At 71.3% G+C, this 15507-nt stretch carries 12 protein-coding genes; 9 read left to right on the forward strand and 3 right to left on the reverse strand.

The window, feature by feature from the left end; translation table 11 throughout:
- Positions 1–90 precede the first annotated feature (90 nt).
- Together ABS735_RS31480 and ABS735_RS31485 are read right to left on the reverse strand one after the other, a co-directional pair.
- Positions 91–468 carry a WhiB family transcriptional regulator gene (locus ABS735_RS31480; protein WP_373902660.1) on the reverse strand — a complete coding sequence of 126 codons (378 nt, stop codon included), beginning with the start codon at positions 466–468 and terminating at the stop codon, positions 91–93.
- Between the two features lie 104 nt (positions 469–572).
- Positions 573–1253: a DUF1707 SHOCT-like domain-containing protein gene (locus ABS735_RS31485; protein WP_373902661.1), complete on the reverse strand. Its 681-nt coding sequence runs from the start codon at positions 1251–1253 to the stop codon at positions 573–575.
- 222 nt (positions 1254–1475) lie between these two features.
- Here ABS735_RS31485 and ABS735_RS31490 point away from each other — a divergent pair, with 222 nt between their 5' ends.
- The 4 genes from ABS735_RS31490 (at position 1476) to ABS735_RS31505 (ending at position 7911) form a co-directional block, all read left to right on the forward strand.
- Entirely contained in the window at positions 1476–3143 is a 1668-nt protein-coding gene (locus ABS735_RS31490; protein ID WP_373902662.1) for a fumarate hydratase, read from the forward strand.
- Positions 3144–3221: 78 nt separating this feature from the next.
- The gene (locus tag ABS735_RS31495; RefSeq protein ID WP_373902663.1) at positions 3222–4625 is read left to right on the forward strand and encodes a class II fumarate hydratase; all 1404 of its coding nucleotides are present in this window, start codon (positions 3222–3224) and stop codon (positions 4623–4625) included.
- A gap of 88 nt (positions 4626–4713) precedes the next feature.
- Positions 4714–5424: a cytidylyl-2-hydroxypropylphosphonate hydrolase gene (fomD, locus tag ABS735_RS31500; protein ID WP_373902664.1), complete on the forward strand. Its 711-nt coding sequence runs from the start codon at positions 4714–4716 to the stop codon at positions 5422–5424.
- A 282-nt stretch (positions 5425–5706) separates the two neighbouring features.
- Positions 5707–7911, forward strand: a complete 2205-nt coding sequence (locus ABS735_RS31505; protein ID WP_373902665.1) for a SpoIIE family protein phosphatase — start codon at positions 5707–5709, stop codon at positions 7909–7911.
- A gap of 85 nt (positions 7912–7996) precedes the next feature.
- On the opposite strand, the gene ABS735_RS31510 is transcribed toward ABS735_RS31505, so the two are convergent.
- Complete coding sequence (locus ABS735_RS31510) at positions 7997–10324, reverse strand: transglycosylase domain-containing protein (protein ID WP_373902666.1); 2328 nt, start codon at positions 10322–10324, stop codon at positions 7997–7999.
- A gap of 248 nt (positions 10325–10572) precedes the next feature.
- Between ABS735_RS31510 and ABS735_RS31515 the strand changes: the two genes are divergently transcribed.
- The 5 genes from ABS735_RS31515 (at position 10573) to ABS735_RS31535 (ending at position 15484) form a co-directional block, all read left to right on the forward strand.
- Positions 10573–11511: an SPFH domain-containing protein gene (locus ABS735_RS31515; protein ID WP_373902667.1), complete on the forward strand. Its 939-nt coding sequence runs from the start codon at positions 10573–10575 to the stop codon at positions 11509–11511.
- Positions 11508–11786, forward strand: a complete 279-nt coding sequence (locus tag ABS735_RS31520; protein ID WP_373902668.1) for a type II toxin-antitoxin system antitoxin — start codon at positions 11508–11510, stop codon at positions 11784–11786. Before ABS735_RS31515 ends, ABS735_RS31520 begins: the two co-directional genes overlap by 4 nt.
- A 148-nt stretch (positions 11787–11934) precedes the next feature.
- Positions 11935–12459, forward strand: a complete 525-nt coding sequence (locus ABS735_RS31525) for a PadR family transcriptional regulator (protein ID WP_373902669.1) — start codon at positions 11935–11937, stop codon at positions 12457–12459.
- The gene (locus ABS735_RS31530) at positions 12456–13145 is read left to right on the forward strand and encodes an ABC transporter ATP-binding protein (RefSeq protein WP_373902670.1); all 690 of its coding nucleotides are present in this window, start codon (positions 12456–12458) and stop codon (positions 13143–13145) included. The genes ABS735_RS31525 and ABS735_RS31530 overlap by 4 nt, the downstream gene beginning before the upstream one ends.
- Positions 13142–15484: an ABC transporter permease gene (locus tag ABS735_RS31535; protein ID WP_373902671.1), complete on the forward strand. Its 2343-nt coding sequence runs from the start codon at positions 13142–13144 to the stop codon at positions 15482–15484. The genes ABS735_RS31530 and ABS735_RS31535 overlap by 4 nt, the downstream gene beginning before the upstream one ends.
- Positions 15485–15507 lie beyond the last annotated feature (23 nt).

A 15507-nucleotide genomic window follows, 5' to 3' on the forward strand; every position in this document is an offset into this window, starting at 1 on the left:
GGGAAGTGCCGTGGGCAAGTCGTGAAGCGTTCCCGGCGCCGAAAGGGCACCCTCTGTGCGGAGAGGGTGCCCTTTCGTTTGTCTGGGTCTTCAGCCGGCCGCCGCTATGCGGCCCGTCGTGCGGGCGGCGTTCTTGAGTTCCACGTCGCGGCGGCGGCGCCTGGCCAGGACCACGCGGCGTTCGGCGGCGGTGAGGCCGCCCCAGACGCCGTACGGCTCCGGTTGCAGCAGGGCGTGCTCGCGGCACTCGACCATGACCGGACAGCGCGCGCAGACCCGCTTGGCGGCCTCTTCGCGGGAGAGCCGGGCGGCGGTCGGTTCCTTGGAGGGGGCGAAGAACAGTGCGGCCTCGTCGCGCCGGCACACCGCCTCGGTGTGCCAGGGAGCGTCTTGGTCCCTGTCCCGCACGGGCCCCCGCTGGGCCGGAACGGCAGCTACCTGCAGGGACGAATGCGGCGGTTGCAGCACGGGTCTACTCCTGACGACGGCTTCGCTAGCGAGAGACGATGCGTCAAGGCTTACCCGTTGTACGCGTGCCTATGCACTGGGTTCCCAACCGCTGCCGTGCCGCGCTACAGGTGCTTGCGCATGCCCTTCTCGACCCGGCGGTGCACCCGGTCGAGGATGTCCGCGACGACCTTGCCGCGCTTGGGACGCGCCTCGACGCTGCCGAGGACGGCCCAGCCGTCCACGTAGATCACGGGAGCCTCGGCCTCGCTGGAGTCGAGGGTGTGGACCTCGAAGCTGCCGAGGACGCTGCCGCCCGCGCCGCGCACCGAAACGTTCTCCGGGACGCGCACCTCGACGCTGCCGAAGACGGAGAACGCCTTGATGACGACCTGCTGGTACTCGAAGACCGCCTCGCTGAGGTCTATCTCGACGCTGCCGAAGACCGCGTAGGCGTGGATGCGGCGGTTCGCCCGCCAGCGGCCCTTGCGGACGGCGCTGCTGAAGACCGCCACCACATTCTCGTCGGGCTCGGCCGGGATGGCGCCGGCGGTGGGGTGGTGGGGGGCCGGGGCGGCGGTGTCCCGGCCGCGGTGGGCGGCGGGCAGGTCCCGCACGAAAACGTCCAGCTCACCGACGGTCTTGGCGGCCAGCACACCCTCGACGCGCTCGGCGTGCTCGTCCGCGGTGAGCCGCCCCTCGGCGAGGGCTTCGCGCAACATGTCGGCGACGCGGTCACGGTCGGCGTCCGAGGCGCGCAGCTCGGAGGTGCGCGGTGCGGCTGGGGCGTGCTTGTGAAGGTCCACGGCCGTAGCGTACCCAAACGCGATAGATCGCGACCAGCCCTGTGGACGACCTTGTCGCGGACCGGGAGTGGCCAACTGAGCCTTACCTCACAGGCTCGGCGTCACGGGCAGGTTCTACGCTGGTTGGCGCTGCCAACGGAGGTCAGCCGTCGTCGCTGGGAGATCCGCTGAGAGATCCAGCGAAATCCAGCCGCGCGTGATGTCGAGTGAGGAATGGGCGAGATGCCTGAGTTCGCGTACACCGATCTGCTCCCCCAGGGCGAGGACACCACTCCGTACCGGCTGGTGACCGCCGAGGGTGTCTCCACCTTCGAGGCCGACGGGCGGACGTTCCTCAAGGTGGAGCCGGAGGCGCTTCGCAAGCTGGCCGAGGAGGCCGTCCACGACATCCAGCACTACCTGCGCCCGGCCCACCTGGCGCAGCTGCGCCGCATCATCGACGACCCGGAGGCGTCCGGCAACGACAAGTTCGTCGCCCTCGACCTGCTGAAGAACGCCAACATCGCGGCGGCGGGCGTGCTGCCCATGTGCCAGGACACCGGCACGGCGATCGTCATGGGCAAGCGCGGGCAGAACGTGCTCACCGCGGGCGGCGACGAGGAGGCCCTGAGCCGGGGCATCTACGACGCCTACAAGAACCTGAACCTGCGCTACTCGCAGATGGCCCCGCTCACCATGTGGGAGGAGAAGAACACCGGCTCCAACCTCCCGGCCCAGATCGAGCTGTACGCGACCGACGGCGGCGCCTACAAGTTCCTGTTCATGGCGAAGGGCGGCGGCTCGGCCAACAAGTCGTTCCTCTACCAGGAGACGAAGGCCGTCCTGAACGAGTCCTCCATGATGAAGTTCCTGGAGGAGAAGATCCGCTCGCTCGGCACGGCCGCCTGCCCGCCGTACCACCTGGCGATCGTGGTCGGCGGCACGTCGGCCGAGTACGCGCTCAAGACCGCGAAGTACGCCTCCGCGCACTACCTGGACGAGATCCCGGCCGAGGGTTCGGCGCTCGGGCACGGCTTCCGGGACAAGGAGCTGGAGGAGAAGGTCTTCGAGCTGACCCAGAAGATCGGCATCGGTGCGCAGTTCGGCGGCAAGTACTTCTGCCACGACGTGCGCGTCGTGCGCCTGCCCCGGCACGGCGCGTCCTGCCCGGTCGCCATCGCCGTGTCCTGCTCCGCCGACCGGCAGGCGGTCGCGAAGATCACCGCCGAGGGCGTCTTCCTGGAGCAGCTGGAGACCGACCCGGCGCGGTTCCTGCCGGAGACGACGGACGAGCACCTCGAAGCCGACGGAGACGTCGTCAAGGTCGACCTCAACCAGCCCATGGACGACATCCTCGCCGAGCTGACCAAGCACCCGGTCAAGACCCGGCTGTCGCTGACCGGCCCGCTGGTCGTGGCCCGCGACATCGCGCACGCCAAGATCAAGGAGCGGCTGGACGCGGGCGAGGAGATGCCGCAGTACCTGAAGGACCACCCGGTGTACTACGCGGGCCCGGCCAAGACACCCGAGGGGTACGCCTCCGGCTCCTTCGGTCCGACCACGGCCGGGCGCATGGACTCCTACGTGGAGCAGTTCCAGGCGGCGGGCGGCTCCAAGGTGATGCTGGCCAAGGGCAACCGGAGCAAGCAGGTCACCGACGCGTGCGACACGCACGGCGGCTTCTACCTGGGCTCGATCGGCGGTCCGGCGGCGCGGCTCGCGCAGGACTGCATCAAGAAGGTCGAGGTCGTCGAGTACGAGGAGCTCGGCATGGAGGCGGTCTGGAAGATCGAGGTCGAGGACTTCCCGGCGTTCATCGTGGTGGACGACAAGGGCAACGACTTCTTCCAGGACCCGGCGCCCGCGCCGACGTTCACGACGATTCCGGTGCGGGGGCCCGGGCTCGCCTGAGCCGGGCCGGTGACGGTTCACCTCCACGGGGAACAGTGGTCGCATCCAGGACGCTGTGACACGTGGAGGTGATCGTCGATGGCCGACGAGCAGGACAGGACCGAGTACCGCACCGAGCACGACTCCATGGGAGAGGTGCGGGTGCCCGCCCACGCCAAGTGGCGCGCGCAGACGCAGCGTGCCGTCGAGAACTTCCCCGTCTCCGGGCAGCGCATCGAGCGCGCGCACATCGAGGCGCTCGCGCGGATCAAGGGCGCGGCGGCCAAGGTCAACGCCGAGCTGGGGGTGCTCGACAAGGACCTCGCCGGGGCCATCCAGGAGGCGGCCGGTGAGGTGGCCGAGGGGAAGTGGGACGAGCACTTCCCCGTGGACGTGTTCCAGACCGGGTCCGGGACCTCGTCCAACATGAACACCAACGAGGTCATCGCCACCCTGGCCGGTGAGCGGCTCGGCCGCGACGTGCATCCCAACGACCACGTCAACGCCTCGCAGTCGTCCAACGACGTCTTCCCGTCCTCGATCCACATCGCCGCCACCGCCGCCGTCGCCCGCGATCTGATCCCGGCCCTCGACCACCTCGCCGGCGCCCTGGAGCGCAAGGCGGAGGAGTTCGCCGACGTGGTGAAGTCCGGGCGTACGCACCTCATGGACGCCACGCCCGTCACGCTGGGGCAGGAGTTCGGCGGGTACGCGGCGCAGGTGCGGTACGGCATCGAGCGGCTGAACGCCTCCCTCCCCCGCCTCGCCGAGCTGCCGCTGGGCGGCACCGCCGTGGGTACCGGCATCAACACCCCGCCCGGCTTCTCCGCCGCCGTCATCGAGGAGGTGGCCCGCGCGACCGGGCTGCCGCTGACCGAGGCGCGCGACCACTTCGAGGCGCAGGGTGCCCGGGACGGCATCGTGGAGACGAGCGGGCAGCTGCGGACCATCGGCGTCGGGCTGACGAAGATCGCCAACGACCTGCGGTGGATGGCGTCCGGGCCGCGCACCGGGCTCGCGGAGATCGCGCTCCCCGACCTCCAGCCCGGGTCGTCCATCATGCCCGGCAAGGTCAACCCGGTGATCCCCGAGGCGGTCCTCATGGTCGCCGCCCAGGTCACCGGCAACGACGCGACGGTCGCCGCCGCCGGAGCGGCCGGCAACTTCGAGCTGAACGTCATGCTGCCGGTCATCGCCAAGAACGTACTGGAGTCGGTGCGCCTGCTCGCCAACGTCTCCCGGCTGCTCGCCGACCGGACCGTGGACGGGATCGTCGCGCACCGGGAGCGGGCCCGCGAGTACGCCGAGTCGTCCCCCTCCGTCGTCACGCCGCTCAACAAGTACATCGGGTACGAGGAGGCCGCCAAGGTCGCCAAGAGGGCGCTGGCGGAGCGGAAGACGATCCGTCAGGTGGTGCTGGACGGCGGGTACGTCGAACGCGGCGACCTCACGAACAAGCAGCTGGACGAGGCGCTCGACGTGCTGCGGATGACCCGTCCGTGAGGGGTCCCGGCGATCGCGGGGGCGTACGCCGGCGTACGCTCTCGCGATCTTCGGCGCGTCGATTGGCCATGGCACCTAATATCTGTCCATGGCAGACGGTGAAGCGGTGAGCGCGGCGACGGGGCCGGGAGCGGACGGCCCGGCGGGCCCGGTGGACTACTGGGCGCCCGGCAGCCACATCCTGTGGCGGTACCGGGAGAACGGCGGCCCGCACGTGCACATCGCGCGCCCCGTCACCGTCGTACGGGACGACGCCGACCTGCTCGCCGTGTGGCTGGCACCCGGCACCGAGTGTGTGAAGCCGGTCCTCGCGGACGGTACGCCCGTCCACCTGGAACCGCTGGCCTCGCGCTACACCAAGCCGCGCACCGTGCAGCGCGACCGGTGGTTCGGCACGGGGGTGCTGAAGCTGGCGCGGCCCGGCGAGGCCTGGTCGGTGTGGCTGTTCTGGGACCCGGGCTGGCGGTTCAAGAACTGGTACGTGAACCTGGAGCAGCCGCTGACCCGCTGGGACGGCGGGGTCGACTCCGAGGACCACTTCCTGGACATCTCCGTGCACCCGGACCGCACCTGGCACTGGCGGGACGAGGACGAGTTCGCGCAGGCCCAGCGGGACCGGCTGATGGACCCGGCGCTGGCCGAGCTGGTGCGCCGGGCGGGCCGGGCCGCGGTCGCGGAGATCCGTGCCTGGGGGTCCCCGTTCGCCGACGGCTGGGAGGACTGGCGGCCCGATCCGGCTTGGCCGGTACCTTCTCTGCCGGGGGACTGGGATCGCACGCCCGCGCACGTGTCCTCATGAGACCCTTGTTGTGCCCCCCGGCAACAAACGTAGGATCGTCCTCCGCAATGAGCGCGGCAGCGGCAACCGGCGCAGTGGGCACTGTGCCTGACCGATCGTCACCGAGGGGCGGCAGGACGTGAGCGAGGGGTACGAGGGCAACACGCGGGCGGGCCGCAGACGGTCCGCCGGTGACACAGGAACTGCCTCTGACCACGCGGGAATCCCGTTCCTTGGGCACGGATTGCGGGTATCGGGATTTCTGCGGGACGAACTGCACGCGCCGCGCGCAGTCCCGGACGGATGGATTCGACACGCGTGACGGAGCACCCGACATCCTTCGACCGCCCCTCGCCGGGCGCCGACCCCACGGACCCCCGCGGGGCGCTCCTGCGTACCCCCGTGCCGCCGGGCGTCTCCGGGTCGGCGTTACCGGCCCAGGGCCGCACCGGTCAGACGCCGCCCGGCGCGGGCGCGGGCTCCCCGGGGGCCTCGGAGCACTCCCAGCCGGGCGCCGAGCAGGCCGCCGAGCCCGACACGCACCGTCCGCGTCCCGTGTCCGAAAGCGTCCCGGTCCAGCCGGACGGAGGACAGCCGGACGGCGTGCAGCCGGCCGGTGGGCGGTCGGACGACCTGCCTTCGGCGGGCATGGCGTCGGGTGACGTGGCCTCGGGCGGCGGGCAGGCCGGTCTGGCGCAGCCGGGGTCCGGGGCACCGGCCGGCGCCGCGGACCGCCGTGGAGCGGTGCCGGAGCCGGACCGGCGTACCGGACAGCCCACCGCGCCCGGGCAGCCCACGCCCATGCGGCGGGACGGGGACCGGCTGCGGTTCGTGGGTGCCGCGACCCGGCGGATCGCCCGGGGCATGGACCTCGACGAGATCGTGATGGGGCTGTGCCGGGCCACCGTGCCGACGTTCGCGGACGCCATCCTCGTCTATCTGCGCGAGCCGCTGCCGGTCGGCGACGAGCGGCCCACCGGCCCCCTGGTGCTGCGGCTGCGGCGCACCGACCGCATACCGGCCGAGCGGGACACCGAGGGCGGCTTCACGCCGGCGGCCCAGCCGGAGCCCTCGGAGCTGGAGACGGTCGGCGCCGAGCTGTGCGAGGTGCGCCCGGGCAGCGCGCTGGCCGAGGTGCTGCGCGGGGTGCGCCCGGTCTTCACGGACACCCCGGCCGCCCGCGCCGCGCTGCCGGAACTGCTGGGCGACGAGCGCGACTTCGCCCTGCCCGACGGCCGCAGGGCGATCCTCGCGCCGTTGCGCGGCCGGCGCCGGGTGATCGGTGCCGCGCTGTTCCTGCGCGGCCCGGAGCGCGTCGCCTTCGAGGCCGACGACCTGCTGGTGGCCGCCCAGCTCGCCACGCACAGCGCCCTGGGCATCGACAAGGCGGTGCTGTACGGGCGTGAGGCGTACATCGCCGACGAGCTGCAGCGCACGATGCTCCCGGAGAACCTGCCGCGCTGCACCGGCGTACGGCTCGCCTCCCGCTACCTCCCGGCGGCCGAGACCGCGCGGGTCGGCGGCGACTGGTACGACGCCATCCCGCTGCCGGGCAGCCGGGTCGCGCTGGTGGTCGGGGACGTGATGGGCCACTCCATGACGTCGGCGGCCATCATGGGCCAGCTGCGGACCACGGCGCAGACCCTGGCCGGGCTCGACCTGCCGCCGCAGGAGGTGCTGCACCACCTGGACGAGCAGGCCCAGCGGCTCGGCACCGACCGCATGGCGACCTGCCTGTACGCGGTGTACGACCCGGTCTCGCACCGCATCACCGTCGCCAACGCCGGCCACCCGCCGCCCGTCCTGCTGCACCTGGGCGGCCACGCCGAGGTGCTGCGGGTGCCGGCCGGCGCGCCGATCGGTGTGGGCGGCGTGGACTTCGAGGCCGTGGAGCTGGACGCCCCGGCCGGCGCCACCCTGCTCCTGTACACGGACGGGCTGGTCGAGTCCCGGCTGCGGGACGTGTGGACCGGCATAGAGCAGCTGCGGGAGCGGCTGGCCGCGACCGCGCAGCTGACCGGCCCGGACCATCCGCCGCCCCTGGAAGCCCTGTGCGACGAGGTGCTCGACATGCTCGGCCCGGGCGACCGGGACGACGACATCGCGCTGCTCGCCGCCCGCTTCGACGGCATCGCGCCCAGCGACGTGGCGTACTGGTTCCTGGAGCCGGAGGACGCGGCACCCGGCCGTGCCCGGCGCCTGGCCCGGCGCGCGCTCGCCCGCTGGGGCATGGAGGACCTCACGGACGCCGTGGAGCTGCTCGTCAGCGAGGTCGTGACCAACGCGGTGCGCTACGCCTCGAAGCCGGTCACCCTGCGCCTGCTGCGCACGGACGTGCTGCGCTGCGAGGTCGGCGACGACGTGCCGCAGCTGCCCCGGCTGCGGCAGGCGCGGGCGACCGACGAGGGCGGGCGCGGGCTGTACCTGGTGAACCGGCTGGCCCGCCGCTGGGGCGCGACGCGGCTGAGCACCGGCAAGGTGGTGTGGTTCGAGCTGAACCGCGGCTGATCCGCGGCCGGCGAGCAGCAGCGTGCGAAGGGGCGCCCGGTGAGCACCGGGCGCCCCTTCGCGCGTGTCCGCGATTGCCGACGGTCTACGGCTCCCAGTCCCCGCCGGGGAACTCCGGATCCTCCGACTCGGTGGACCCGCCGTCGTCCGGCGGTGTCTCACCGCTGGACGCGCTGTTCGACGGCGACTGCGTCGGCGACTCGGGCGGCTCCTCGGTCGTCGGCTCGTTCGACGGGGGTGCCTCGGTCGTCGGATCGTTCGACGGGGGCGGCGCCTCGGTCGTCTCCTCCTGGGTCGGCGACTGGCTCGGCGACTGAGAGGCCGTCGGCGACGTGCTGGGCTTCACCGCGGCGCCCTGCTTGGTCTCCAGGTCGAACTTGGTGACCTTCTCCATGACGCCGAAGGTGTACGCGGCCCAGATCTCCGCCGGGGGCCCGCCACCGTTGACGCGGTAGTCGACGCCGGCCGCCTCGTACATCGGGACCTGCTTGTGCGGGGGCTTGTCGTCCTCGCCGAACAGACCGACCGAGGTGACGAGCCCCGGGGTGAAGCCGGTGAACCAGGCCGACTTGTTGTTGTCGGACGTACCGGTCTTGCCGGCCACCTGCTGGTCGTCGCGCAGCGGGTTCTCCCGCACGGACGTCTTGGCCGTACCGTCGTCGACCACACCGGTGAGCACGGAGGTCACCGTGTCCGCGGCTTCCCGGCTGATGACCTCCTCGCCGATGGGGTCGGGCATCTCGATCGTGCGGTCCTTGTGCTCGACCGACTTCACGATCGCCGGGGTGACCTTCTTGCCGTGGTTGTCGAAGGTGGCGTAGACCCCGGCCATCTCCAGGGGGCTGGCGCCCATACTGCCCAGGGTCTGCGCGGGCACGGGGTCGTCGCCCTCGGTGTCCATGCCGAGGTCGGAGGCGACCTTCATGACCTCGGTCATGCCGACATCGACGCCCATCTGCGCGAAGACGGAGTTGACCGACTGGTTCATCGCCTCCTGGACGTCGATCTCGCCGTAGTTTGTGTCGTTCTCGTTCGGCGGGGCGAAGCCGACCTCCTTGCCACCGTCCACCACGGGGCGCTCGCTGTCGCCGTCGTAGAGGGTGTTGGCCGTGATCGGCACGCCGTCCTGGGTCTCGGCGTCGTGGTCCACGGCGGCGGCGAGGATCACCGGCTTGAAGGTGGAGGCGGGCTGGTAGTCGTCGCGGGTGGCGTTGTTGGTGAAGTGCTTCAGGTAGTTCACGCCGCCGTACATCGCCACGACGGAGCCCGTCTTGGGGTCGACGGAGACGGCTCCGGCCTGGACGTCGGCGTCGACCTTGCGCTTGTCGGGGTCCAGCTTGCTGGTGAGCTGCTTCTTGACCGCCTCCTCCAGCGCGGCCTGCTTCTTCTTGTCGATGTTGAGGGTGACGGTGTAGCCGCCGAGGTCCACCAGGGCCTTGGCCTGCTCCATGTCCTCGGCGGCGCCCTGGGCGACGAGCTGCTTCTTGAGCGCGTAGTCGGCCGCGTCCACCAGGTAGCCGACCTGGCCTTCCTTCCCCGCGGCGGCCTTGGGCTCCTTGGGCTCCGGGAAGGTCATGCCCTGCCGGTCGCCCGCGCTCAGCCACTTCTGCTCGACCATGTTGTCCAGGACGTAGTTCCAGCGCTGCTGGACGAGCTTCTTGCCGGTCTCGCTGGCGATCGCCCAGTCGTACTGGTTCGGCGCCTGGAGCAGGGCCGCGAGGTAGGCGCCCTGTTCGACGGTCAGGTCCTCGGCGTCGACGCGGTAGTAGGCCTGGGCGGCGGCCTGGATGCCGTAGGCGCCGCGGCCGTAGTAGCTGGTGTTGATGTACCCGGCGAGGATGTAGTCCTTGGACTTCTCCCGGTCCAGCTTCAGGGAGATGACTAGTTCCTTCAGCTTGCGCGAGACCGTCTGTTCCTGGGTCAGGTAGTAGTTCTTGACGTACTGCTGGGTGATCGTCGAACCGCCCTGCGCGCCCTTGCCCGAGAGGGTGTTGAGCACACCGCGCGCGGTGCCCTTGAGGTCGACGCCGGCGTCGTTGTAGAAGGTCTTGTTCTCGGCGGCGACGAACGTGCGCTGGACGTCCTTGGGGATCTTGGCCAGGTCGACGATCTCGCGGTTGCGTTCGCCGGTGCGGGCCATGATGCTGCCGTCGCTGTACTTGTAGACGTTGCTCTGCAGATCGGCCTCGGGGTTGCCCTCGGGGATGTCGATCATCATGTACAGCACGATGAAGGCGCCCATGCCGAGCAGGCAGAGACCGAAGAACGTGCCGACGATCTTCTTCCAGGTGAACAGCCGGCGTATGCGGCTCTTCCCGCCCGCGGCCCCGCCCGCGCCCGACGAACGGCGGCGTTTCGGCGCCGCGCGGCGGCCACCGCGCTGTCGCGCTCTTCTCTCTTCCGCTCGTCCCATGGGTCCGATCCGCTCCGCTTCGGTCATCTGTGGGCACGTCTCGCTCACGCGTCACACAGGTTCGTCGCTCAGGTCAGCTCAGAAAGCTAACACCGGGAGATATGACAAACGGCAACTGATCCGGCCTTGTACGGACGTGAGAATCAGCACCCGCTCCATAGGAACCGACGTACGAGAGGGGTTCAGGGTTGTCATTCGCGGGTAAAGTGATATCACTTAGCCATCAATGAGAGAACGGGGGACCACCCATGTCCACGCACGATGCCCCGCAGGTCACCGCGGACGTGCCCGAGATGCCGGTGCCGCGGGTGCGCGAGAAGCAGGCACACAGCATCGGCGGCGGTTTCGCGCTGCTGCTCGGACTGGTCGGGCTGCTCGTCGGCGCCGGCCTGATCGCCGCCGCCACGGCGGTCGACGCGACCGGCGGGAAGGCGGCGCTGATCATCGGGGGCATCCTGGTCGCCCTGGCCGCCTTCCTCGCGATGTGCGGGCTGAACATGGTGGCGCCGGGCGAGGCCCGCGTGGTGCAGCTCTTCGGGCGGTACCGGGGGACGATCCGGCAGGACGGCCTGCGCTGGGTCAACCCCTTCACCTCCCGCACCAAGATCTCGACGCGGGTGCGCAACCACGAGACGGCCGTCCTGAAGGTGAACGACGCCTACGGCAACCCCATCGAGCTTGCGGCGGTCGTGGTGTGGCGGGTGGAGGACACCGCGCAGGCCACCTTCGAGGTGGACGACTACGTCGAGTTCGTCTCCACCCAGACCGAGGCGGCCGTGCGGCACATCGCCATCGAGTACCCCTACGACGCCCACGACGAGGACGGCCTCTCGCTGCGCGGCAACGCCGAGGAGATCACCGAGAAGCTCGCCGTCGAGCTGCACGCGCGCGTGGAGGCGGCCGGCGTGCAGATCATCGAGTCCCGCTTCACACACCTCGCGTACGCGCCGGAGATCGCCTCGGCGATGCTCCAGCGGCAGCAGGCCGGTGCGGTGGTCGCGGCGCGGCGGCAGATCGTGGACGGCGCGGTCGGCATGGTCGAGGCGGCGCTCGCCCGGATCAGCGAGCAGGACATCGTGGAGCTGGACAACGAGCGCAAGGCGGCGATGGTGTCCAACCTGATGGTCGTGCTCTGCGGGGACCGCGCCGCCCAGCCGGTCCTGAACACGGGGACGCTCTACCAGTGACGACCCCGCCCGAGGATTCCGCGGCTCCCGAGGGCCCGGCTCCGCGGCGTCGGCCGCAGCAGCGCAAGCAGGTGCTGCTGCGGCTGGACCCGCAGGTGTACGAGGCACTGGCCCGCTGGGCGGGCGACGAGCTGCGCTCGGCCAACGCCCAGATCGAGTTCCTGCTCCGCAGGGCGCTGGCGGAGGCCGGCCGGCTGCCCGGCGACACCGGACCGCTGCCGCGCCGCGGCCGCCCGCCGAGGGGCGGCGGCCCGGGGGCCACGCCACCGCCTTGACCGTACGGCGCCAGGCGCGCCACCCGTCGTAGCGGAACCGTGACAATCGGCCCCGACCTGCGCTCCCGTGGCCGGCCCGCACCCGCCGCCACGATCTCTGCACCGTGCGTATACATGGGGCGTATACACCGTGTGTAGAGTGCTCGGCATGTCCATCGGTCACACCCTCCTGGGGCTCCTGGAGTCCGGGCCGCGCCACGGTTACGACCTCAAGCGCGCCTTCGACGAGAAGTTCGGTCACGACCGGCCGCTGCACTACGGCCAGGTCTACTCGACGATGTCCCGCCTGCTGAAGAACGGTCTCGTCGTCGTCGACGGCATCGAGGCGGGCGGCGGTCCCGAGCGCAAGCGGTACGCGATCACCGACGAGGGGATCACCGACGTACAACGGTGGCTCGCCACGCCGGAGAAGCCCGAGCCGTACCTCCAGTCGACGCTGTACACCAAGGTCGTCCTCGCGCTGCTCACCCACCGCGACGCCGCCGACATCCTCGACACCCAGCGTTCGGAGCACCTGCGCAGCATGCGCATCCTGACCGACCGCAAGCGCAAGGGCGACCTCGCGGACCAGCTCATCTGCGACCACGCCCTCTTCCACCTCGAGGCCGACCTGCGCTGGCTGGAACTGACCGCCGCGCGCCTCGACAAGCTCCGTGAGGCGGTAGCCCGATGACTCCTCCCGCAGGTTCCCTGCTCTCGGCGGACCAGCTCCGCAAGGCCTACGGCCCCACTCTCGCCCTCGACGGCGCCGAGTTCTCCATCCACCCCGGCGAGGTCGTCGCCGTCATGGGTCCCTCCGGGTCCGGCAAGTCGACCCTGCTGCACTGCCTCGCCGGCATCGTGCCGCCCGACTCGGGGACGATCACGTACAACGGGCGCGAGCTGTCCGCCATGTCCGACGCCCGGCGCAGTGCGCTGCGCCGCTCGGACTTCGGGTTCGTGTTCCAGTTCGGCCAGCTGGTGCCGGAGCTGACGTGCGTCGAGAACGTCGCCCTTCCGCTGCGTCTGAACGGCACCTCCCGCAAGGAGGCCGAGCGGGCCGCGCTGAGCTGGATGGAACGGCTGGAGGTGGACGGCCTCAGGAAGAAGCGGCCCGGCGAGGTCTCCGGCGGCCAGGGCCAGCGGGTCGCGGTGGCGCGCTCGCTGGTCACCAGCCCGCGCGTGCTCTTCGCCGACGAGCCGACCGGCGCGCTGGACTCCCTCAACGGGGAGCGCGTGATGGAGCTGCTCACCGACGCGGCCCGCTCCACCAACGCGGCCGTCGTGCTGGTCACGCACGAGGCGCGGGTGGCGGCCTACTCCGACCGCGAGATCGTCGTACGGGACGGCAAGTCCCGGGACATGGAGCGGGTCGTATGAGCGTGCGCCAGTGGGCCGCGGACCTGATGCTGGGTGTCCGCTTCGCCTTCACCGGGGGCCGGGAGGGCTGGACCCGGGCCGTGCTGACGGCCGTCGGCGTCGGGCTCGGCGTGGCGCTGCTGCTGCTGACGACGGCGATCCCGAACGCGCTCACCGTCCGGCACGAACGGGAGGCGGCGCGCTCCGACATCACCTTCGCCACCGACCCGATGCCGAAGGCGAACGACACGCTCGTGATCGCCGACGTCGACGAGAGCTTCCGCGACGACGACGTCCGGGGCCGGGCCCTGGAACCCGAGGGTCCGCGGGCACCGTTGCCACCGGGGGTGGAGAAGTTCCCGGCGGTGGGCGAGATGGTGGTCTCCCCCGCGCTGAAGAAGCTGCTGGGCTCGGACTCCGGCGCGCTGCTGCGCGAGCGGCTGCCGGACCGGATCGTCGGCACGATCGCCGAGGAGGGGCTGATCGGCTCGGCCGAACTCGCCTACTACCGGGGTGCGGAGGGACTCGCGGAGCACATCACCGCGGGCCGGATCGAGCGCATCGACCGGTTCGGCGACCCGGAGCCGGGCGAGGAGCGGTCCGACCCGGTGCTGCTCCTGCTGATCCTCGTCGTCTTCGTGGTGCTGCTGATGCCGGTCGCGGTGTTCATCGCCGCCGCCGTGCGGTTCGGCGGCGAGCGGCGGGACCGGCGGCTCGCGGCGCTGCGCCTGGTGGGCTCCGACAGCCGCATGACCCGGCGCATCGCCGCCGGTGAGGCTTTGGCCGGCGCGGTCCTCGGGCTGGTCTTCGGCGCCGGGTTCTTCATGGTCGGGCGGCAACTCGCGGGTACCGCCGAGGTGTTCCGCATCAGCGTGTTCCCCAGCTATCTCAACCCCTCGCCGGTGCTGGCCCTGCTGGTCGCGGTGGCGGTGCCGGCGGCGGCGGTGCTGGTGACGCTGTTCGCGCTGCGCGGGGTCGTCATCGAGCCGCTCGGCGTGGTGCGCGCGGGCCGTCCTGCCCGGCGCCGGCTGTGGTGGCGGCTGCTGCTGCCGCTGGCCGGACTGGCGATGCTCTACCCGATGATCGGCAACGGCCGCGACAACGGCGACTTCAACCAGTACCTGGTGACCGGCGGTGTGGTCCTGCTCCTGGTCGGCGTGACCGCGCTGCTGCCGTGGATCGTGGAGAGCGTCGTCGCCCGGCTCGGCTCCGGCGGCGTGGCCTGGCAGCTGGCCGTGCGCAGGCTGCAGTTGAGCAGCGGTACGGCGGCCCGGATGGTCAACGGCATCGCGGTGGCCGTCGCCGGGGCGATCGCGCTGCAGATGCTGTTCGCGGGCGTGGACAGCGACTACACCAAGCCCACCGGGCAGGACGTGTCGCGGGCACAGATGGAGGCGATCCTCCGGAGCGGGGTCCAGATGGACCAGGCGGCCGAGAAGTTCCGTGACACGAAGGGGGTCGAGGCGGCCTTCGCCTACTCCGAGGCCTGGCTGGGCGACCGCCCCCTGGACCCGGAGCACGGCACGACGTTGACCGTGGGCGACTGCGCCGCGCTGCGGGAGATCGCCAGCCTGTCCTCGTGCGCCGAAGGGGACGTGTTCGTCGTCCACGGCGCCGAGTGGGACGGCGAGGAGGACGTCGCGAAGCTGGCCACGCCGGGCCGGAAACTCTACGTGGACCCGTCCTACGAGGGCATCCCGAAGCGCCATGCGATCACCTGGGCGGTACCGGAGGGCGTCAAGGCCGCGAAGCCGCGTACCGGGCTGCTGGCCGGAACCGACCGGGGCGGCTTCCTGATGACGCGGAAGGCGATGCCGGACGCGCTCGCGCCGGCGCTGGACGGGCACGCCTACCTCCAGCTGGACGGCTCGGTGCCGGACGTGCACGACCTGGTGCGGAACACCACGGTGGCCATCGACCCGCTGGCTGACGCCGTCACCTGGGCGGCGACCGAGCGGACCGACCGCTTCGACGCCATCCGCACCGGCCTGTTCGTGGGTGCGGCCTGTGTGCTGGCGCTGATCGGCGCCAGTCTGCTGGTCTCGCAGCTGGAGCAGTTGCGCGAGCGGAAGAAGCTGCTGTCGGCCCTGGTCGCCTTCGGCACCCGGCGTCGCACGCTGAGCCTGTCGGTGCTGTGGCAGACGGCGATCCCCATCGTGCTCGGCCTGCTCCTCGCCTCCGTGGTGGGCCTGACCCTGGGCACGGTGCTGCTGAAGATGACGAGCACCCCGGTCCGCGTCGACTGGACCGGCGTCCTGGCCATGACCGGCATCGGTGCGGCGGTCGTTCTGGTGGTGACGCTGTGCAGCCTGCCGCCGCTGCTGCGGCTGATGCGGCCGGAGGGGCTCCGGACGGAGTAGCTCCGCGGCGTACGACCGACGCT

This window comes from Streptomyces sp. MMCC 100 (genome assembly GCF_041538145.2).
GTDB lineage: Bacteria > Actinomycetota > Actinomycetes > Streptomycetales > Streptomycetaceae > Streptomyces.